Genomic DNA, 20,404 nt, shown 5'->3' on the forward strand with positions numbered 1-20,404 from the left:
CAAATCTACAACGGCACTTCAGTCGTCCACGCGAAACCCTGCTTTCAGGGTTACCTGCCAATGTGCAATCCTGCCGCCTTCCATATGACCTCGGGTTTCCGTCACCTGAAACCACTCGATGTTCTTCACGGTCACCGATGCTTTCTGAAGCGCAACCTCGACTGCTTTATCGGACGACTCGGGTGAGGAGCCAGTGATTTCGATAAGTTTGTAAACATGGTCAGACATACGTGCTCCCAAGACACTACGTGCCTTAACAGTTGGTGGTTGTGCTGACTTCGATATAGAACTGGGCCTTGGACCGTCACTGCATGCGGTCAAACGGAGAGGCGCCGAAGCCCTTTGTCGAGCTAGCTGCGAGCTTCCGTGCCCTTCAGCTCGTCGTGCTTGTGCGAGTGAGTCGCGGCGTACTTCAACTCGAAATGCGCTCCCTTGCCGCTGCGGGTCGGTGGGAAGTGTTCGCCCTCTACGCAGGTCACCTCGAACGTATCTTTGCCATCGTCATGGACGACAGAATAGATACCGGATACTTTCACGCGCTCGCCTGGTTTGTATGCAGTATCGCCAGCCATAGTTTGCTCCTTGAGTAGATGACGAACGCTGGACAGCAACTACCGTACCTTTGCTGCGGGGGTTGGATTCAGATTCTTGCAGAGTGGCCACTGACGTTCCTATCGAAGCGGCCGCGGCACCGCCTGGTCCTCGAGTTTGCAGTAGCAGATGGCATGGTATCGAGTGTCAAAAGAGGGCACAAGCGCGCCACGACGAGCAGCATGCAAACGTCCTGCCGAGGCGAACGCGTCTTAATCGACGATTTGTACTTCCATCCCTTGGCGAAGCAGGGCCGCGAGCCAGACGGCCTCTTCCTCATCCTTCGCGAATGTGATGAATTGGTCGCCTGGCCGTTCGGCGTGAGGCAACGCGATGCTCCAGACGCCGCCGCTTTCTTTGCGGACAACGACGCATGGAAAGGCTTGCTGATTTTTTGTGGCCATCGTGCGCCCTCGAAAGCGCCAAACGCCGTCGCGATGTTCGACGGGTCTGCCAGTAATTCGGCCTATTCGGAAGGAAGGAAGGATTTTGTTTCGCGACTCGGGCCCGTAGTCGCATCTGCCTTGGAAAAGCGCCATAGCCCCTGTCGCTGCTCACCTGACTTACTGCGCTACCAGACGGACGCGAGTATGTGCGGAAGACTGTAGCCGCCGGGCACGTTTCAACGCGATAGGTCTGGGGCTAACGACGGCAGCCGATGCCCCCGGCATTGCGAGGAGATTTGATGCGCCAGCCGCCGATATCGCAAGTGCGAATGACTTGCAACGTCGTGCGCGCCCTTAGTGTTCGCACGATTTCTACGCTCTTGACCTGGATGCCGGCTCCGTGTGTTCATTGTTGCACGCAAAACCTCGCCCATACGAGTTTAAAAATCATTTCCATACTTTCCGACCACGACCGGTGTATTTGACCGCAAAGTCTAAAAGCAAATGCTTGGATTCGGCCATTGTGCTCGCATGGTTACCGCATTGAATTCGACCGGCCGAAAGAGGCGTTGTCCGGCCCAGTTCGACTCGCACTCGGAGTCACGTCAGATGCCGTCCGAACAAGAGAAACCTGGAATTCTCCTGCTGACAGGTGTCTGTGGCTCTCTTCTTGCTGTTTGACGGGAACAACCGCCACTGGACATTCGTATGACATCTGCTTCCCTGACTGTGCTCGTTCAACGAGAAGGCATATGGTCCTACGACGGGCGTGTGCTACTCGACGAAATGGCAGCAATGCAAGCCCTCTATTCGGGCGCCAGCGCAAAGTCACGCTTCTCGCAAAGTGAAATAAGCTCCGCCCGAGGGCGTTTTCTTATCGCTCGAACAGTGAAGGGTGAGGCTATTGGTTGTGGGGCATACAGGCGGCTCGATTTCGGTGTCGCTGAGCTCGTCTGCATATATAGTCGAATGCCAAACGCTGGCATCGGAAGAGCTGTGTTGGCGGGATTGGAGTCGAATGCCGCAAAAGCTGGCTACCATACTCTCATGGTCGAAATGTCGAGAACGAACCGGTCGGGGAAGCGGTTCTTCTGGCGCACGGGATTCGAGCCGGCTATTTCCACCAGCGCGGACCTCGACCCGGAGCAGCGCCTTTTTCTCGGGAAAAACGTGGTGTAGCCACGCTAGCTTCCCGTGCAGCAGTTTCAGGCACAGGTCCTCGACCAATCGAACCAGTAAGGGTCGGCTAACGGCCTTCGAACCAAGCGCCAATCAGGGTTCCGTATTCACTCTCTGACGTCGCGACAATTTTCCGCATCATCGCGTCCAGCCCCGTGTGATTGGCTAGTTCGCGGACGAACACGCGAGCAGTGCGGAGAGTGATTGAGTCCGTCCGAGCCTCGGTACCGTCATCCTCTACGAGAAAGTGGAAACGGTGCGACTCTTTGTCCCCACTCTCCGCGGCAGTGTGGGCTGTAATAGTTATTTTCATGGTCAGCCTTCGAGAATGAGAGCTAACCACATTCAGCATTACCCGAGCCTGATGCCGTAGAAACCTTTCATGCGGTTCTTCTACGCAAAATCGTCAGCTCCTCGTCGCTTGTTCGAGAGGGGCAACTCATCATGCAGCGACTCTGAGGACTCTTCCGCGGGCAGAAGCCGAATTTGAGCTTTTGGGCGTAATTGTCGTGCAAGCGACAACGCTTCGTCCTGGTCGTTTGCTTCCCTGACAAAGACGCCGCCTTTACGAGGAAACTCTACACGCCAGACCCCACCTGGGGCAGGTCGAATGATGATTTCGGCGTCATCAGCGCCCTCATTCGTCAACATGTTAACCCCACCTTCTCCATCCCACCGGTCGGCTATTTTCCCATGCCAAAAGGGTAAAGTTGATGACTTTTCCGGAGCAAGGTGACGTCGGAGATATACAAAGCAAGTTTGACCGACTTTTGTCGATTGCGCCGGCGCACTTAGAGGGCGCGCGGGAGCTTGCTAGCACAATCTTGCTCGGCAGCTCAAAAATTTTGGAAGAGGCGCAGCTGCACGCAGTCGGGCGTTGTCCAGTTGCCATAAACCGCTTGATTACGCCAGTATGTATCAGCAGAAATTGCGGCTCACCGTAGTGAGCCCGCCGAGCAAGTGAGACATGTCGACGAGTCTCTGCGCAACGAGATGTCGTACTTCGCCTTCGCACTGCCACGTCCCGTACACCGCAAGTAGCGCCGCACCGAGCGCTTCACGCCGAAACTTCTCGAGCAGAGAAGGCCAAACGATGACGTTCACGTTTCCTGTCTCGTCTTCGATAGTCACGAACATAACGCCCTTTGCCGTACCTGGCCGTTGACGCACAGTAACGAGTCCGCATCCGCGAGCGAGCCGGCCATTCGGATAAGTCATAAGCGTTGACGCAGGCATGAGACGTTGTTCAAGAAGAGTTGGCCGCAAGAGCGAAAGCGGGTGACGGCCGAGCGTGAGACTCATTGAGTTGAAGTCAGCAATGATGTCTTCCGCTTCGGACGGTGCGCCGAGCGCGGGCGTTCCATCATCTACCCGCGCATCGAGGAGAAGGTCGCGGTCTGGCACAGCGGCGACCGACTGCCAGAGCGCTTCGCGGCGATTGCCAGCCAGTGATGAAAGTGCATTCGCGGCCGCAAGAACCTGGAGGTCTTTCCTGTCCAGCTGAGCGCGTTTTGCCAAATCACTGACGCTTGAGAACACCTGAACTGCTCTTGCGGCTTCGATGCGCTCGGCGGCGCCATCCTTCATTCCCTTTAGCAGAGACAGACCGAGTCTAACTGCTGGCTTCGCTCGAGCATCATGGCACTCGAGAACCGAATCCCAGCCGCAGATTGTGACGTCTGCTGGAAGGACCTTTACGCCGTGTCGTTGCGCATCCTGGATGAGCTGCGAAGCCGAGTAAAACCCAAGCGGCATGCTATTCAGCATCGCGGCGAGGAATGCCTCCGGCTCGTGGCATTTCAGCCAGCTGCTCGCGTAGACGAGCAACGCGAAGGATGCAGCATGACTCTCAGGGAAGCCATACTCGCCGAAGCCATGAATCTGCTGAAAGATTGACTCAGCAAAATCACGTTCATACCCTCGCTCCATCATGCCGTTGACGATGCGGTCGTAGTAGCGGTCGAGGCCACCCTTGCGTTTCCATGCTGCCATGGCTCGGCGGAGCTGGTCCGCTTCGCCGGGCGTGAAGCCAGCGGCCAGGATGGCGACTTGCATGACCTGCTCTTGAAAGATGGGCACGCCGAGTGTTCGACCGAGGGCGACCTTCAACGCTTCGCTTGGATATGTGACCGGTTCGATTCCTTGCCGGCGTCGCAGATAGGGATGCACTGCACCGCCCTGAATCGGGCCCGGTCGCACGATGGCCACTTCAATGACCAGGTCGTAGAACTCTCGCGGTTTCATGCGAGGGAGCATGCTCATCTGTGCGCGTGACTCAATCTGGAAGACGCCCACCGTATCGGCGCGCGAAATCATGTCGTACGTTGCCTTGTCCTCTGCCGGAATGTCCTGCATCTCGAAGCGTTCGCCGCGTTGCTCTGAGATGATGTCAAGGGTGCGGCGAATCGCCGACAGCATACCCAGCGCGAGCACGTCAATCTTCAGAAGACCGAGCGCCTCCAGGTCATCCTTGTCCCATTGAATCGCCGACCTGTCCGCCATCGCCGCATTCTCGACGGGTACAAGACGCGTGAGTTTTCCGCGACTGATGACGAAGCCGCCGGAGTGCTGCGACAGATGGCGCGGAAAGTTGAGGATTTGCGCTGCCAACGTCGCCCACAATCCGATGAGCGGGTTTTCGGGGTCCAGGCCTGACTCCGCGAATCGTCGAAGAAGGTCCTGCGAATGGTCGAACCACTGATGCGACTTTGCAACCTTGTCGACGATTTGTGGGTCGATGCCGAGCGCTTTGCCGGTTTCACGAAGCGCGCCGCGCGGACGATACGTCGAAACCGCCGCCGCAATCGCGGCTCGGTCGCGCCCATACTTCCGGTAGATGTATTGAATGACCTCCTCACGCCGTTGATGCTCGAAATCCACGTCGATGTCCGGCGGTTCACCACGCTCCTTCGAGATGAATCGCTCGAACAGCATATTGCCGCGCGACGGGTCGACTTCGGTTACGCCGAGGCAATAACAAACAGCGCTATTCGCAGCTGACCCGCGGCCCTGACAGAGGATGTGCTGACTGCGAGCGAAACGGACGATATCGTAGACCGTGAGGAAGTAAGCCTCGTACTGGAGCTCCCGAATGAGATGTAGCTCATGCTCGATTTGCTCTTGCACCGCATGCGGGATGCCAGCCGGAAACCTTCGATGCGCGCCGATGTAGGTCTCCTGCCGTAGATAAGCTTCATGCGTAAAGCCTTCTGGCACGAGCTCATTCGGATACTCGTATCGAAGCTCATCTAATGAGAAATTGCATCGCTCAAGAATATTGAGCGTCTCCGAGAGCGTGTGCGGTGGATACAGATTCGCAAGACGCAGTCGCGACCGAAGATGTCCTTCCGCGTTCGGCGCGAGGTCATAGCCACAATCTGCGACGGGCTTTCCGATTCGAATCGCCGTCATCGTGTCCTGCAACGGCTTCCTTGAGCGCACGTGCATGACGACGTTTCCTGTCGCTACGACCGGTACCCGGTACTGGTCCGCCACGAACTCGACGGCACCGCGATGAATGTCGTCCATCGCGCGCTGGTGCAACGTGAGGCCCACCCAGGCGCGTTCAGCAAAAACGTCGGTCATCCACTCGAGTTGCACAGCGAGCGCGTCTTCTTTTGCAGGGAAGTCGGGCACTAGGATAGCGAGGCAGTCCGGCATGCCTCTCAAGTGCGCATGTTCTCTCTCGGGCCTTGAGATATCGTGCGGCGTCAGCAGGTACTCGCCCTTGGCTGCCCGCATGCGCCCTAACGTGATGAGCTCGGAGAGATTGCCGTAGCCGTTGCGATTCTGGGCAAGCAGGATGAGACCAAACGCTGGACTCTTGTCCGCGTTCACAAGCTGAAAGAATGACCCGATGATGAGCGGAAGCTTTTCCTCGTTCGCCTGCACGTGAGCGCGGACTACTCCCGCGAGGGAACACTCATCGGTAATGGCAAGCCCCGAATAGCCGAGCTGCGAAGCACGCAACACCAGTTCCTCGCCATGGGAGGCGCCATGGAGGAAAGAGAAGTTGGTGAACGCGAATAGCTCCGCGTAATCCGGCAACGCCAACGAGGGGAAGTCCACGACGACACCTGCTTACCCAAACAAGCCGTGGAGGAACCAGCGCACTTCTTCCGACGTCACGCTCGGCCGTTCGCGATAAATCCAGTAGCAGCTCTTGTCGGCCGCTTCGGCGACGTAATAGTCGCGGGTAACCAGTTCGCGGTCATGCCAACCTGCTTCAATGCGCTCGCCAGTTGAAACGAGTTTAAGCGGCGAACCATAGAACGGTCGATGGTTCTTCACCATGAGGCGAACGGGCTCGTCGAGCAACCAGGTTGGCCGCGGTAGTCCTACCGGCGGTATGGTTGGCTTCGCTTCATCCTGAACCGGCACCCAACGATTTGCATGCTCCGGCCGGTGGTCGGAGGTCGGCGCCGGCCGCAACACGTTCTCTGCACCAAGTCTCGCAACAAGGAGTTCGATGAGGCGATTGTGGTCTTCGGAAGACCCGCCAGGGTCAGGAAACAGCGAGTCGCTCGGCGGCTCTGCCGGCTCTACTTTGGAGGCCGTCAGTCGAACGGCAAGCACAGCAGCCGACAGTTCAGTGCGCCCGAGCCGCTCCTTGAGCAAGCGCATGAGGTGCTCTTCATGCCAGGTCGGCTCTGCAAGAGCGATTTCAAGAATGGTGGGCTCGACGGCTTGTCGGCCGCGTTCGTGCTCGAGGGATACAGTGGCGTGTGTCAGCGCGAGTTGCTGCGCGCTCAACCAACCGCAAAGCTGCACGATGAGGCGCCGCGCGGAGAAAAGCACGGCTTCGGCGTGTTCGACGCGGTCGGGCAGTTCGGTTCGGGCGCTGAAGGTTGGGGGCACTTCGAGCCACTGATACAACTCGGGCGAAAGACCATAGGCACGGTCCAGAGAGTCGAGCAAATCCACACCGCACCTCTTCTTTAGCCCTGCGCGCGGAAGGCGCCGGATGTCACTCAATGCTCGGCAGCCGAGACCTTGAAACCAATCCGCGTAGGCGCGAACCTCTTGCACGACCATGAACGGAAGCGCATCGAGATTGCGCTCGAGCGAGCGCATCTTGAGCACGCGGCATCGACCTCGCTTTGCCAGCAGCCATGCGCCTTGCCCGGTTGGTGCGACGCTCATGCGGGCCGTCACGCCTATCGACTTGACGACGCCTCGCAACTGCGAACAGATACTACGGATGCCGCCAAACAGACGCAGGCTCGCCGTCACGTCGACTACGATGGTTTCTTCGTCGCAAAGAGCAACCTGCGGCGAGAAGCGCAATAACCCGAAAGCGACTTCGCGTTGCATCTCCCGCTCGCGCTCAACATTTCGGTCGTAGACCGCCGCGTCAGGCGAAAGCGTTGTCACTCCGCCCCGCTTCATTCCTGGCAGCACACCAGCTTCCCGCGCTACTGCGTCCATCACAATCACCTTGTCGCGCTCCAGCACGACGCACCCGTGCTCAGTCGGCGGTGACCACCGCGGACGGAACACCTCCAGCGAAAGCCGGGGCAGGAAGATGGCGACGAACACGGCCATAAGGGCTGAGCAGAATCGGTGACGGTTGCAGGGCGACGGACAATGTTTCGGTTCGTGTCGGGCCTCGTCGCTTTACAACATCGACGACGAGGCCGCCGTCAGCCGGTCTGACTCCCAATCGGAGCGTCGCCGGCGATGCGTCTTGAGCGCTGGCCAGCGGCCTGATTAACACCAGCAAGGTTTCCGTCGCCTGCGCTGCGAGGTGAAGCCGTCGCAGTGCCTCGGCCCGGATGTGCTGCTGCCAGAACACGAGGGCGCCGCAGGTTTTGGCCTGAAGCACGCGCTCGGCGCACCAGAGCGCGTCCGCCGTTTTCGACGCTCGCAGTCTCATCAGCTTGTTCATCGGCAGCCCGAGAAACGAAAACGCCAAGGCGTTAGGAACGTGCGGTGCCTGCAAAAGCACCACCGGTCGGGTGCTCAACTCGGAGAGTGCTGGCCTCAACAACCGCATCTCGCCTATCCCCGGTTGCTGGAGGAGCAACTCCACCAACGCTCCGAGTGGCCAGCCGCCACCGGGCAGCTCGGCACTCAGGGCCGCATAGCCAGTGTCGACTGTCCTGCCGTATGCACGGGCGAGCTGAGACCCGCGCCAGAGGCTCGGATGAATCGACTCGATGTGTTGGGGCAAGGGGGCCATTTCAAGAAAACACTGTATATTTGTACAGTATCGTAACTCAAAATCCGAAGCAGTGAATTGCCCCTTTTAGGTCGTCACTGGACGCGCCAAGGATTATGCTGACCGCCAGTGCCAGTGCTTATCCCTCGGAGATGCAAGATTTGGAGCTGTGTTATGGCTGAATCCACAATTTCATCCAGGGGGCGAACAACCGTCCCCGCTCAAGTCAGAAAGGTGCTCAACGCCAAGCCAGGTACGCGCTTACACTGGCACGTCACGCCCGACGGTGAGGTGCTCGTCAGAGCGAAAACCCTGTCGATTAGGGAATTAGCCGGGTCGGTGAAGGTCAGTAAGCGCGTTGATATTGAAGACATGGACCCCTGGCGTAGCTGACAGCGAAAATGGACAGACTCGACATTGACGAACTTCCAGGCGCGCGTGCCGACCTGTTGTGTTTCCTGGTCGCAACCGTCGCTGCGTCACACACGCTGACGTATGAGTGGCGAATCGACCATCTTGTCGAGAGCTGTCGCATCTGGCTCGCGCGAAACGCCGCGGCGATGGACTGGCTCGACCGAGTGCTCCTCGGGCAGCTTGCGCTGAAGATTGCAAAGCGCGAGTTGCAGGACGCCGGCATCGCGGTTCGGCAGAGCGACGTGCCGGCACTGTTCACCGGCGAGATGACGCTCAATCGAGCAAGCACGGTGGTCCAGAAGATGATGAAGCTGTGCAAGGAATCGCTCTGAGCTGGCCAGCCAACGAATCGACCAAGGAAGACCACGCATGTGCTATTCGGCCCAAATCCAGGCGGACTATCGCAAGTACGTGAAGACTTTCGGTGCACACATGGACATCGAGGAATTTGCGCGCCTTTACTTCGAACGAGCCGAGGGCAGCAAAGCGAAGATTCCGAAGGCGGTCGACGACAGTTTCCGCGACCCGCAAACCGACACTGAGCGCGAAATAAAAGCGTCCATCGACCGATTCAACGCCGAACAGACGACAAAGCTCGAACAAGAGGTCTTTAAGCAGCGAACCCGCTTCGCAGATGCCGAGCGCACGTTGCAGTCGAAGATAACGAAGGCCGCCACCGAGAGTAAGCGCATCGCGACAGACAAAATCGAATCCTCGCTGCGGCGCCTTGAAGACCTCAGCCGGACTGAAGCGGAGCCGCGCGACTCGCGGATTTTTCCTGCAACCTATGCACCCGTGCTTGTCATGGAGAACGACAAGTACATGGTCAAGCCGATGCGTTACCAGTGCCGAATTGCTGGCAAACCAGCGAACTACGACGTGAAGTATCCAGGCACCTACAACGCGCGTCGGGACAACCTCGAAGGTTTTTGGAAGCCGTGCTTTGGCTACACGCATGGCCTGATACTCGTCGATGTCTTCTACGAGAACGTCAGCAAAGCCAAAATGGAAGGCACGCTGCTGGAGACACATGAGAAAGACGAGAACGTCGTCCTCGAGTTTCGCCCAAACAACGGCCAGTTGATGCACGTCGCATGCCTCTGGTCGAAATGGACCGCGCCCGGCCAACCAGACCTACTGTCGTTCGCTGCCATCACGGACGAGCCGCCGCCTGAAGTCGAGGCTGCGGGACACGACCGATGTATTGTGCCCATCAGAGCTGAGAATATCGGAACGTGGCTCAATCCGAATCCGTCAGATTTGAAGGCGATGTATGCCATCCTCGATGACAGGGACCGGCCGTACTACGAGCATCGACGTGCAGCGTAACGAGGCAGCGGGCACACAAAAGTGTTGGTATCGGTGCAAATGCATCGAGGTCGAGGCATTGGCTGCCGCGACACCGTGATTCCCGCGCTTTAGTTTGGCGATGTTCCCTGATGCACCAATCGAGCGTTTTCTGAAGGCAAGCCGCATCTCGACCCTAGGTCGAGGTACACCGCTAGTGCGCTAGACCGGCTAAGATATTCGAAAGGAGACTCGGGTGATACGCAAGACGCTTAATGCTTCGCGGCTTCAGCAAGAGGTCGACCGTCGAATTCATCGACTGCAAGAAGTCGTCGAGGACGGAGTGAAGATTCGTGTGCCGCGGCCCCTGTTGCAAGAGCCGGATAAAACAGGCTGCAACTGGAACATGACCAACTTCGGGAACGCAGTCGGCTTCGAGCGTGACATCGAGCGCGTGCTCAAAGCTGCGCGCGCGGAGTACAACCTCAGTACCGAAACGAAAGACGCTAGCAACCCGTTTGAGGACTAGCCACAAAAGCCATCGGTTCCTAAATTTGCCGGTTTCATGTTTTTCCCCGGGTTCATGCCTTCGCCGTGCAACTTCGCGTGCAAGCGCCACGTGACGTAACGGTGCAGACGCTACGCCACGCGGGACGCATTTCCTCGAAGGAATAAGCCCATGCCCTTCTCAAGGCTCGATGGTTATAGTTTCATCGACACGTGACCGGGAGCCGGGTCGGGCGTGTTCTCCAAAGTGTTCATCGAGTTGATAACGCCGTAGAGTTCAACGAGCGCTTTTTCTTTTTCCACATCATGCCCACCGACAACGCGGGCCATCTCAGTACGAGACAGTTCTTCCTCGTGATGCAGGTCAACAATAGTCAGTGTGCTCATTTCGATTCACCCTAAAAGTAGTGTGGGGCAAGGGACGGATTTTGATTGAGCGGTTCGAATTTACGCTCGCTTAGCCATATCCACGTTCTGTGCCAAGCGCAGCTTCGACACTACCGACGGCCTAACTTTATGTTTACATGGAACAATTCTGGATTTCTCCTTTCTAGGATGTCAAGTCGCGGCGGCGACGTGTTTGATTGATTGCGACACACGACAAAGCTTCTGTTGGTCACGCTGAAACATTCCGGCCGTGTCTGTCGGAGAGAGAGGCGCCCAACCCTGCTAATCGCCGGGACCCGGTCACTCACGATAAGTACGGGGTATGCGCGACGAATCTGAAATCTCCTCTTCGGGCTCGCAGCACGCTGTTGGTACCATTACGTCGTCGCACATCATCACAACCGACAAAGGGCATATAGGCGAGAAATGGACATCTTTTTCTATTGGCAGAAGTTCGAGCAGGACTTGAAGAGCGGCCAGCTCGGCTACTTCGGCTCCAACAGCGCCAAGATTGCTGAACTCAAGGAGCGTTTGCCCATGCGCCTATGGGTTTTCAAAACGCCGAAGGGCATGAAGGGCTCGGTTCAACTGCTTGGCGCATTGCTGGTCAGTGATGAGCCCAAGGTTGCCGTGAACAGCGAGTATTCCCATCTGCTTTACTACGACCCGTTTTCACCGCAGTCGACGATGTTCACCGATTCGGACACGCGAGAGCGAATCGAGTGCGTGACCCGCCTCCTTCAGCATCGTCTCCTCCACGCATTCAAATCGAATTTTCAAGGTGACGCGGGACTGCAGGCACTGGAATCAAATGTGGTGCGGGGCCTGGAGTCAATGGTGGCGGGCTGGGACAAGGTGCAGATGCTTGAGAAAGTGAAGGAGCCCGAGAAAGTGCAGCCAATAAACCCGTTTGCCCAGCAGACGCGGTAAGCGCATGCCCTTGGCACAGAAAAAAACCGTCGCGAGGACGGGTCAAGATGAACCGCGCTCCATGCATGGGCGCTGAAGAGATGTTGGACTATCGGCCCTTTGCGTTCAAGTCGAAGGGTGAAGCAGTGCGTTTCGACAATGTGAGCAATGGAAATCTGCGGCTTAGCGCTGAGAGACCAGCTTGGCTACAGAGGACTCACCGGACGTCGTTCAGTGAACGGACCTTCGAGCGAGCAGTTGGTCAAGGTCGTCGCGGGCGGCTTGCAGCTCATCGATTGCTGCTGTGAGCCGGGCGAGCGGCAAGGTTGGCAGCGCCGTCTCGTCGGGGGCATTGAAGCGCTCCTCCAGTGCCACGGAGGCAGCCTGCACTTCCCGGGCAGCGCTCGCAATGCGTTCGATGGCAGCCGCTTCTTCGTTTTTGCTGTTGGTTTGTTCCATGCGCAGCGCCGCTTCTACTCGAAGGTCCCATTAGGTAAGTCCTTGCAAACCGGTGCGTTGCTAGCATAGTCCCACCGAAGTCCCTCTTGCACCACTGGTGACCACTTGCGCCAGCTGAAAAAGCTGCTCGGATGTCGCACGAAGAGCAGTTTCACAGGGCGCCCGGTCGCTGTGTGGACTGAACCGGAGCGCGCGCAGAACCGACCGACCTCTGTTGGATGGCGTCTCACCTTGCAGCTAATTCCATTTCGGCCTGCTATGAGCCGAAGTACGCTCGCAGACTCCACCCCGAACACAAGGCATTGTTCGATGCCTAATACATCAAACAGGTCCAACGCTGCGGCCCATCCCTTCTCGTAGTGGTGCGATTCTGGGCGATGCTTGGCCGAAGCCATGGCTTCGAGCACAAGGTTGTGATAACAAACGGAAGACCATAGTGTCTGCTTCTGGGCGTCGCTCGGATTGCGCCGTTGAAATATCGCACGCTCAATATTTCGTACGTAGCGAGATTTTTTATCGAAATCGAGTGCGTGATTACTGTGCGTGACGCGCAGACCAGAAGTCAGTGCATATCGCTTGTCGAACGCCTCGCCTTTGGACCAGCGGTACACGCTCTCACCGAGAAGCATCGTTTTGACGGCAGACCTTGAGAATTCGCTGCCCACCCAAGGCCACCATTTAATTTGCTGGCGGGTTTCAAAAAGGTGGTCAAACGACAAATCGAGGTGGTCCATGAGGTGCTAGTTATTTGTTTTGTTTGAGTACAAGGCGTTCGATTGCCATTACGCCTGCTTCCATCTTTGCGCGCGCGGCGCTGTTTGCAGAGTGTACGAAGATTTTTGGCGGCCGGAAACTTCTAAGCGCGACAGCTTCCTCTATCCAGAGGATGACGTCGTAGCCCGTTCCTCGCGAGTCGTCGCCGAGGTCGTGGTCGAGGCTTAGTTCTTCGACGGTCCCTGTTTCAAGCAGCCTGATTGCCTCCTGCGGCCAATACACGCGCGTCCAACCTTGCGGTATGACGCGCTCGTCGTCCAGGAAGACTTTCATACAGCCACCCCCAGCTCCGACATATCGAATGCTTCCGATGTGCGTCGAGGCTCTGCGCAGCTACGGCAATACACGGCCAGCTCGCGCTCGTCGACAACTCGCGCAGAAACGAGCCACGGCTCTGACGCATCTTCAAACTGCGACATGCTCACGGAAACGTGCGGCGCATTTCTGTCGACAGCGCGCAAGCAAAGCGAACAAGGCACCGTCTTGGCGGTCGTAGGATACGCGGACGTCAGCGTCGAGGAAATGGCCGCTTCGGCGTAGTCGGCGCATTCCTGTCCGCAGAAGTCTGTCAGCACGTTGTCGTCTGAAACCAAGACGACACCAGGCTCGCTGCCCGTTACAGTTTGGCTGCGCTTCGTCAGGCTGAAGAAGCCGTGCGAGAGTTCGTGGTCACAAACGCCGCAGTAACGACCTTGGTATGAATTGCCCATGCTTGTCTCTCCGTCAATTGCCGAGCAGATGGAAGGGGCTCGTCTGATGGAGGGGAGTCTATCCACCGACTGAGACAAGCGACGTCTCGATTTCCCTCATGCGACTTTCCATTCCTCGAGAATCTGCTGGGCCAGATATTCACATGGGGGTCGTGCGGAACGGGCACTGCGGACAAGCACGACCTCGACCTCGCTCATCGCGGGAACGCCGTCGCTTTCGGACAGTTGAACGAGATGGGCTGGGATGCTGCATTTGGCCAGTGGCGCGATGGCGAGGCCGGCCTCTACCATGCTAAGCAAGCCGAGGAAACTCGGGCTTTCAAACGACATCCGGAACGCGATGTTCTCTCGGCGGAGCGCCCGTACAGCGTGGTCGCGGGCAGTGCTGCCGTCGGCGAAGACAGCGATTGGCAACGGACGCTCCAACCAAATCTTCCGCTTCGACGGCCCAGTCCACACCATCTGCTCATGCCTGATGAACTCGCCCGCGATTCCCTTTCCCTTCGTGAGGCACGCAAGGTCGATGGTGCCGTCCTCAACCATTGGCATGAGCGCGGCGCTGGGAAGACCGATAACGCGAATATCCACTCGTGGATGCATCAACGCGAACTTTGCTAGCACCTGTGGCAGCAACGAAGAAACGTAGTCGTCGGGGACTCCAATCGTCACCTGTCCTTCTACTTCGGGACGAACTATGGAGGCCCACGCCTCATCTCGCATCTCGAGCATCCGACGGCCATAGTCCGCCAGCCTCTTGCCTTCCGCAGTTGCTGAGACATTGCGCGTGTCCCGGACGAACAGTTGCTTTCCGAGCGCGTCCTCGATTGTCTTGATTTGCATACTGACGGCAGAGGGTGACCGAAACACGGTCTGAGCCGCCTTGGCAAACGAGCCCGAGTCCGCAACCGCCACAACCATTTCAAGCACATCAAAATCGAGCTTCTTCATATTATTCAGAAAATCTGACGAGTGCGCTCAGTTTAATTCGTTTCTCTTCATGGTCGCATGGTCCGACAATCGGTTCATCAAGATTTTTTGAAGGTGAAGCGCAATGCAAGACGCTGGGTCGATGTACCAATTCCTCGCGGTGGGCGGGATGCTCGCCATTACGCCTGGTCCGAACATGGTCTACGTGATGTCGCGTTCGGTCGCGCAAGGGCGCGCCGCCGGCCTGATTTCGCTTGCCGGCGTAATGCTGGGATACCTCTTCTACATGTTCAGTGCCGCGTTCGGAATCACGGCGCTGGTACTCAAAGTGCCAGGTGCGAGTGCAGTTCTTGGCGCAGCAGGCTCGATGTACCTCGTTTATCTTGCGTGGCAAGCAGTGAAGCCCGGAGGGCGTTCACCGTTTCAGGTACGTCAGTTGACGCAGGAGCCGCCGCTACGTCTGCTTGCGATGGGGGCGACAACGAGCCTGCTGAACCCGAAGTTGGCGATGCTCTTCATTTCGCTGCTGCCGCAGTTCATCGACCACACGCGAAATGATGTGATGGGCCAATCCCTCATGCTCGGCTCGTTGCTGATTGCGGCGTTCGCTCTCGCGAATGGGCTTGTCGCTGTTGGCTCTAGCGGAATTGCCAATTTTCTCAGCGGTCGACCCTCGCTACTGCTCGCACAGCGATGGGTGATGGGAGCGATGCTGGCTGGACTTGGAATAAGTCTGGGTGTTAATTCCGTGAGACTTTTCCTCGTCTCCTGAGCGCGGCGCGGGTTGGCTTGACGTCGGCGGTAGGAGCGCGACGATTTCGAGTTAGCGAGCCAGAACCGCCGTTCGCACGGTCGCACCATTCATGATTTGGTACCGAAAACGTCGTCGAACAGCAGTACGCATCTCCGGCGCGTTACCAACAAAAGGCGCAAGCAAGGCTAAGTGCCGCGCTCTAGACGTGGCATGACCACGCCAACAATCTCCACCCAACCTGAAAACAAAGTCGCAGTCCGGAAACGGCGGTCACTGGCCGTTCTGGCTGCATTTCTTCTCTCTGATGCCGTCACGGACGTCGAACTTGTCTCTCGCGAGCTGTCTTTGGCGCCCGCGATGCTAGAACGCATGCGGCACGCACTAGATTGCCTGCAGTGCGTCGGGATGATTTTCGACACAGAGACTAGCGGTCAATTTGGTTGCACGGGTGACGGCGAGTCAACCATCGCCGCTCGGCTGCGGGAGCACTTGGGTGAATGGCCTGACGGAAGCCTGGAAGTGTTGGCCACAGATTTCCTGGAACCAAGACGTGATACGTCTCGGTTCGACGGTACCTTCGTCGGTACAGAAAGTTTGCGAGGGATTGAGGGATAGCAGGTGGCCGGTTGGTGCCTCTGACGACCTCACAACGCGGAGGGCAGACCGGGGCCAAGGCCCCGGGGTAACGCTCCGGCGTCATTCTGGATGCAAATTCGCAGAATTCGCCCATCACCGCGGCCGGGTTTCGGCCTTGCAATTAGAAGTGTTTACCCCTCTAGAACAACGACTTAGCGGCAAAAGCATAGTGAAAACAGGAAGAAGCGTTTACCTGTAAACGCTTCTATTTCCGTTTGCCATAACCAGAATCGAAGCTTGCGCTGATTGCTCCACCGTCACCGACTTCGCCACATTCCGTGTCTTATCGACACAAGTTCATTTTTAGCTAACGCCACGCGCGAACGCGACTCGCTTCCGCAGCTGCAGCAGCAAAGACCGGTCGCGCCCGGGCCCGCTCGGACAGCGGCGGCTTTGTCTTCCTTCCTATCAATTGCTCCCATTCTTGTTCACCAAATGGTTTATCTTCTTAGAAGGTGGGTAACGATTTTCTTTGCGACGTCGACCACGCTTCCGAACCTACCGACCGGAAGGGCTTCTGAGTACCGCTCTATTCCCTCTTTAAATATGACGCGGATACGGATGAGCTCACCGTCAACGACTATCTGCACGCAAGCATCCGGTCGCGGCTCAGTGTCATCAGCATTTCGATGTCCAACGAACGCTGTGAAGTGCCGGGCGTCGGGATAAGGACCAAGAGGCCATTGGTACCCGTGCATGTGCAGCGCAGCCGAAGCACGCTCCCAAATTGCCTTTCGTGGGTCAATCTCCGCCATGCAAGTGTAGAGCGGGTCTACGTTCGACGGTTCCTTCTCGTGTGTGCCGTCAAACAGCTTGACGATGGTCCGCGAAAACTCCGTTGCCCAAGCCTGCGCTACCCACAGGAGTCGCGCGTAATCTGCATCAGCATTGAGCATTTCGACAGGGCTGCGTTCACCAAGACTAGCGCGTCTCGATTTCAGGAAATCTAAGCGTGCATCGCCCGCTGGAACAATGATTCTGCAGACCTCTTCTAGACGCGTGTGATTGTGCCGTGGGTCGGCGAGCTCTCTGGGATAGTAGACGTGGCCATCGACTTTCATTCCAAATATGCTGCCAGCTTCGAGTAACTCTCGAAACTGCTTCTCGCCGACCCGGAGTCGTGCACGGAACACATCTTCTGGGAGCAGCGTTCCGTCTGACAGCATTTTGCGTCGAGCCCACAGCGCCTGTTCGCAAAGCTGGTCATGAAGGGATGACGCATCGGACATCACCCCGAGCCCTTCTTGAGACCATCCCTCAGATTTTATGGGCTGCGGCGACAGGATGACGACGCGCTCCGTCCAGCTCTCATCAGTTGCGACGTTCCAGCCGCAACTATGGCCATGACTGGCTGGAGCGTGAATACACATGGTGCTCCCGTCTTGCGAGTGTTGTCGCTCACATATCCACGGCTCGACAATCAAGCCGACATCGGCAAGTTCTTCTGCGTCGGTATAGTCGGCGTAGCCGGGAAGCAGCAGAACGACTGCGTTCGGGTCAGCGTCTGCAAGGCGTAACAGGAGTTCGGAGACTTTCATGGATTTTCGGGATAGGAGTGACGACGACGTCGCCCGCGTTGTTCGCCATCTGTTTCGCGAGACGCTCGGTAGTTCACTGGCATGCCCCTGCGTCGCGAGAAACCCGCCCGAGTTTCCGCAGGCGTGCAATCCGCCTACGTTTTTGGTAGTGGTTCAAAGCTTTCGTTCGCTGGATGTACCTCCGTCCACGAACGACAATTACTGGTCGAAAGATAGGGTTGTGCAGCAGTCTTCGGATGACGTAGACGGGCATGACATTGAGAAGCGGGGGCAGGTCAGCAACTGACATCAACGTTCGGTTGGCACGGTCGGTTTGACGCACACGCAAGAGCTTTGTCGAATTGAAGTGAGCTCGCAGCTAGACGTCGACGACCAATGTCGGGTTGAATGCGGGATTCTCCCAGACCAACTCATTTGGCCCTTCGGCACTCAGACGATTTCGCGCATACCCTCGCGGATTTGCAATCACTCTGCATCGACCGATGTGATACTCGAAACTGTCGTGTACATGTCCATGGCACCACAAGTCAGCTCGCTCGACCAGGGGCGTCAGGTCCGAGACAAAAGCGGCGTTGAGTATGTCTCCGTCATGCCTGCGATGTACCGAGCCGCGATGCGGCCCGTGGTGCGTTACAACAACGGTTCTACCATCGAAGGGCACCTCGAGTTGCTGTTGCAACCACACCCTTGATTTCACGTGCTCAGTCCGAGCAATTTCCGGCGTGAAATAGCCGCCCTCGCTGACTCGAATCACGCTGTGGTCGCGGATGCATCGCTGCGCCTCGCGCATTGCCCACGCGGTCCGGCCGTCAAGGGCGTAGTCGGTCCAAAGACACGTGCCGAGAATACGCACACCCGGCAATTCAAAGGCGGCTCGTTCAAGGTACTGAATTCCAGTCTCTTCCGCGAGACGCGCGATTTCGGCGGTTACGCCGTAGTAGTGAGCGCCATAGGCTTCGTGATTGCCGTGGACATAGAGCACAGGAACCGGCCAATCCGAAAATGCGTTGATGGCGTGTGTATGGCTGTGAATATCTCCGGCGAGAATGAGGGCATCCGCATCATGCACGGGTTCGACGACACGGTATCCGGGGAACCGATGCAGCATCTCCAAGTGCAGGTCGGAGGCTATTTGAAAGCGCAAGGTCTTCCTCCAAAACGAGAATCAAACGCGCGGCCGGCCGAGCATGGAAATCGCACGCGGCGGGCTGTATGCCTCACAGCGGAGTTCAAGAATCCTGAGTGCTTCCTTCCGCGGCTCGAACCCTTCACGATTGTCGGTCACAACATTGCTCGACGTCGCAGATATGCACCTGCTGCGATATGTCGCGGTTGTATTCAGCGTCGAGGACCTTATCGAGAGCACGGACTATCTCCCCATGGGAACCAGATATGGCCGCGGGCACGTTATGCAACAGATGCTTACTACCTTGCCAGGTGCGCTTCCGCGTGTTTTGCCAACCTGCGGGCGACGTCCTCGAGCGCGCTCGCCCGCAATGAGTCCGGTACGAAACAGGATGAACAGGCGACCCATTTGAATAATCGTCGCGCGGCAGCGATATCGCTCGGACTGACCTTTAGGGCGACCAATGCAACAACGAGTATCTCAAGGCGTGGCGGACCTCTGGTCTCGCGCTTCGTGGATAGCGAATCTGCGATTTCACAACAGATGAGATAGACGGACTCAAAGGCGCACCGCAGCCGAGTATGCTCCGAAAGCTCGATGTTGCTCGCATCTCGAAGAAAGGACTCGCTCAACCGAAACCGGCTGGAGTGATTCATGTCCACCGTCTCTCTGCGTGTCCTCCGAAATTCGACGCTTCACATGTGACGTCGCGGTAGTTCCTCACTTTGTTCGGCAAGCACCAGTTGGACCACACGTGTTCGGCGACCCCGGCGAAACCAGGCGCGCCAACGAACTGATACACAAGGGCTGAAATCGTCATGCCTCGCTTCTCAAGCTTGTCGAAGCTGACAATCGCCGAACTGACTCCGCCGTGATGATTCCGTGCATCACGGCCCACGAAGTGGGTCGTACCCTTGTCAATCGCAAGGATTCGCCACTGCAAGAGCTCAAAGCGGGAAACTTCGTTGAATGACCTGGCGCGCCAAATAGGCATACACGATTCCTCGCCACCCAAAAGGCGGCCGTTGCGAAGGCCCCAGTCGTCATCATCGCCCGTGAGCTCACGAAACATCGACGGCTTCCTCGCGAACGATGCTCCAGTACCGCTTCGCTAAGTCTTTCCACTCGTCAGTCAACTGGCTCTCGAAAAGCCGCCGCGCTTTGTTAAGCCGAGCGACCTCTTCGTCCGACAAACTCTGTATCGAATGGGTGGCACCTTCGATGACACCTTGCGCCTCAAGGGCGTGTAAGTTGAAATCGACTACTAGTTCCCATTCAACTGTCTGCAGTCGCGTCTCCCGGGCGGCTGGCTGCAAGGACACAAGGTGAAAGAAAACCCGCCGCACGAGCCATCGAAGTACATCGATGCGCCACTCCATCTCACCCGCCATCTCGGTTGCCGGCAATTGCACAATCTGCCCGTCGATTTTTGTTCTGAACGGTGCTCCCATACGCGCAAGCGTTGCGCGCGTAGAGGGTGGGACGAAATTGACTCGAGCGGTTTCCAAGTGGTTCCTTTCCTTTGGCTCAGGCGCTTCGCAATGGCATTTTCGGAAGTCATCGCATCGAGGTCAGCAAGGCCGACGACCCATCCGGTGAATTTATGCCTGTAATATGATAACTATAATAGGTGCATTTATAAATTGCCATTTTAAATTCG

The 20,404-nt window shown here is 57.3% G+C and carries 23 protein-coding genes; 7 read left to right on the forward strand and 16 right to left on the reverse strand.

The annotated features are described in order from the left end of the window. Positions 1-18: 18 nt before the first annotated feature. The 3 genes from BTHE68_RS31875 to BTHE68_RS31885 all read right to left on the reverse strand — a co-directional run bounded on the left by BTHE68_RS31875 (position 19) and on the right by BTHE68_RS31885 (position 995). Positions 19-228 carry a dodecin gene (locus BTHE68_RS31875; RefSeq protein WP_062254603.1) on the reverse strand — a complete coding sequence of 70 codons (210 nt, stop codon included), beginning with the start codon at positions 226-228 and terminating at the stop codon, positions 19-21. 122 nt (positions 229-350) lie between these two features. After that, a complete protein-coding gene (locus tag BTHE68_RS31880) occupies positions 351-572 on the reverse strand; it encodes a hypothetical protein (protein WP_062254605.1) in 222 nt (73 codons plus the stop codon). A 231-nt stretch (positions 573-803) separates the two neighbouring features. Next, positions 804-995, reverse strand: a complete 192-nt coding sequence (locus tag BTHE68_RS31885) for a hypothetical protein (RefSeq protein WP_035505920.1) — start codon at positions 993-995, stop codon at positions 804-806. A gap of 777 nt (positions 996-1,772) precedes the next feature. Between BTHE68_RS31885 and BTHE68_RS37305 the strand changes: the two genes are divergently transcribed. Beyond that, positions 1,773-2,156 carry a GNAT family N-acetyltransferase gene (locus BTHE68_RS37305; protein ID WP_353622678.1) on the forward strand — a complete coding sequence of 128 codons (384 nt, stop codon included), beginning with the start codon at positions 1,773-1,775 and terminating at the stop codon, positions 2,154-2,156. A 918-nt stretch (positions 2,157-3,074) separates the two neighbouring features. Here the strand turns inward: BTHE68_RS37305 and BTHE68_RS31890 are convergent. The 3 genes from BTHE68_RS31890 to imuA are packed head-to-tail and all read right to left on the reverse strand — an operon-like array spanning position 3,075 to position 8,337. Next, positions 3,075-6,224, reverse strand: a complete 3,150-nt coding sequence (locus BTHE68_RS31890; protein WP_162070266.1) for an error-prone DNA polymerase — start codon at positions 6,222-6,224, stop codon at positions 3,075-3,077. Between the two features lie 12 nt (positions 6,225-6,236). After that, on the reverse strand, positions 6,237-7,700 hold the full coding sequence (locus BTHE68_RS31895; RefSeq protein WP_162070267.1) for a Y-family DNA polymerase: 1,464 nt from the start codon (positions 7,698-7,700) through the stop codon (positions 6,237-6,239). Continuing rightward, complete coding sequence (gene imuA, locus BTHE68_RS31900; protein ID WP_162070268.1) at positions 7,624-8,337, reverse strand: translesion DNA synthesis-associated protein ImuA; 714 nt, start codon at positions 8,335-8,337, stop codon at positions 7,624-7,626. The genes BTHE68_RS31895 and imuA overlap by 77 nt, the downstream gene beginning before the upstream one ends. Before the next feature lie 153 nt (positions 8,338-8,490). On the opposite strand from imuA, the gene BTHE68_RS31905 reads away from it, so the two are divergent. From BTHE68_RS31905 to BTHE68_RS31920, 4 genes are all read left to right on the forward strand, one after another. After that, positions 8,491-8,709 (forward strand): AbrB/MazE/SpoVT family DNA-binding domain-containing protein, encoded by a 219-nt coding sequence (locus BTHE68_RS31905; protein WP_162070269.1) that lies wholly within the window; start codon positions 8,491-8,493, stop codon positions 8,707-8,709. An 8-nt stretch (positions 8,710-8,717) separates the two neighbouring features. Continuing rightward, entirely contained in the window at positions 8,718-9,062 is a 345-nt protein-coding gene (locus BTHE68_RS31910) for a hypothetical protein (protein ID WP_162070270.1), read from the forward strand. Between the two features lie 37 nt (positions 9,063-9,099). After that, positions 9,100-10,059, forward strand: a complete 960-nt coding sequence (locus BTHE68_RS31915) for an SOS response-associated peptidase family protein (protein ID WP_162070271.1) — start codon at positions 9,100-9,102, stop codon at positions 10,057-10,059. Between the two features lie 214 nt (positions 10,060-10,273). Beyond that, positions 10,274-10,546: a hypothetical protein gene (locus BTHE68_RS31920; RefSeq protein ID WP_062253099.1), complete on the forward strand. Its 273-nt coding sequence runs from the start codon at positions 10,274-10,276 to the stop codon at positions 10,544-10,546. Between the two features lie 173 nt (positions 10,547-10,719). Here the strand turns inward: BTHE68_RS31920 and BTHE68_RS31925 are convergent, their stop codons facing one another. After that, positions 10,720-10,911: a hypothetical protein gene (locus BTHE68_RS31925; RefSeq protein ID WP_035505908.1), complete on the reverse strand. Its 192-nt coding sequence runs from the start codon at positions 10,909-10,911 to the stop codon at positions 10,720-10,722. A gap of 426 nt (positions 10,912-11,337) precedes the next feature. Between BTHE68_RS31925 and BTHE68_RS31930 the strand changes: the two genes are divergently transcribed. Further along, positions 11,338-11,841, forward strand: coding sequence for a hypothetical protein (locus BTHE68_RS31930; protein WP_162070272.1), 504 nt, complete (start codon positions 11,338-11,340; stop codon positions 11,839-11,841). A 210-nt stretch (positions 11,842-12,051) separates the two neighbouring features. On the opposite strand, the gene BTHE68_RS31935 is transcribed toward BTHE68_RS31930, so the two are convergent. The 5 genes from BTHE68_RS31935 to BTHE68_RS31955 form a co-directional block, all read right to left on the reverse strand. Further along, a complete protein-coding gene (locus tag BTHE68_RS31935; RefSeq protein ID WP_162070273.1) occupies positions 12,052-12,279 on the reverse strand; it encodes a hypothetical protein in 228 nt (75 codons plus the stop codon). A gap of 14 nt (positions 12,280-12,293) precedes the next feature. Continuing rightward, entirely contained in the window at positions 12,294-13,013 is a 720-nt protein-coding gene (locus BTHE68_RS31940) for a hypothetical protein (RefSeq protein ID WP_197919769.1), read from the reverse strand. 10 nt (positions 13,014-13,023) lie between these two features. Next, complete coding sequence (locus BTHE68_RS31945; protein WP_162070274.1) at positions 13,024-13,326, reverse strand: cyclic-phosphate processing receiver domain-containing protein; 303 nt, start codon at positions 13,324-13,326, stop codon at positions 13,024-13,026. Further along, positions 13,323-13,763 (reverse strand): hypothetical protein, encoded by a 441-nt coding sequence (locus BTHE68_RS31950; protein WP_162070275.1) that lies wholly within the window; start codon positions 13,761-13,763, stop codon positions 13,323-13,325. The genes BTHE68_RS31945 and BTHE68_RS31950 overlap by 4 nt, the downstream gene beginning before the upstream one ends. A 96-nt stretch (positions 13,764-13,859) precedes the next feature. Continuing rightward, positions 13,860-14,711, reverse strand: coding sequence for a LysR substrate-binding domain-containing protein (locus BTHE68_RS31955; RefSeq protein ID WP_162070276.1), 852 nt, complete (start codon positions 14,709-14,711; stop codon positions 13,860-13,862). 103 nt (positions 14,712-14,814) lie between these two features. Here BTHE68_RS31955 and BTHE68_RS31960 point away from each other — a divergent pair, with 103 nt between their 5' ends. Beyond that, positions 14,815-15,462 carry a LysE family translocator gene (locus BTHE68_RS31960; RefSeq protein WP_162070277.1) on the forward strand — a complete coding sequence of 216 codons (648 nt, stop codon included), beginning with the start codon at positions 14,815-14,817 and terminating at the stop codon, positions 15,460-15,462. Between the two features lie 1,058 nt (positions 15,463-16,520). Here BTHE68_RS31960 and BTHE68_RS31965 read toward each other — a convergent pair. From BTHE68_RS31965 to BTHE68_RS31980, 4 genes are all read right to left on the reverse strand, one after another. Next, positions 16,521-17,618: a hypothetical protein gene (locus BTHE68_RS31965; RefSeq protein ID WP_162070278.1), complete on the reverse strand. Its 1,098-nt coding sequence runs from the start codon at positions 17,616-17,618 to the stop codon at positions 16,521-16,523. 358 nt (positions 17,619-17,976) lie between these two features. Beyond that, on the reverse strand, positions 17,977-18,762 hold the full coding sequence (locus BTHE68_RS31970) for a metallophosphoesterase family protein (protein WP_162070279.1): 786 nt from the start codon (positions 18,760-18,762) through the stop codon (positions 17,977-17,979). Between the two features lie 634 nt (positions 18,763-19,396). Next, positions 19,397-19,816, reverse strand: a complete 420-nt coding sequence (locus BTHE68_RS31975; RefSeq protein ID WP_232078318.1) for a hypothetical protein — start codon at positions 19,814-19,816, stop codon at positions 19,397-19,399. Further along, positions 19,806-20,252 carry a hypothetical protein gene (locus tag BTHE68_RS31980; RefSeq protein ID WP_162070280.1) on the reverse strand — a complete coding sequence of 149 codons (447 nt, stop codon included), beginning with the start codon at positions 20,250-20,252 and terminating at the stop codon, positions 19,806-19,808. The genes BTHE68_RS31975 and BTHE68_RS31980 overlap by 11 nt, the downstream gene beginning before the upstream one ends. Positions 20,253-20,404 lie beyond the last annotated feature (152 nt).

Source organism: Burkholderia sp. THE68 (genome assembly GCF_009938265.1).
Taxonomy (GTDB): Bacteria; Pseudomonadota; Gammaproteobacteria; order Burkholderiales; family Burkholderiaceae; genus Caballeronia.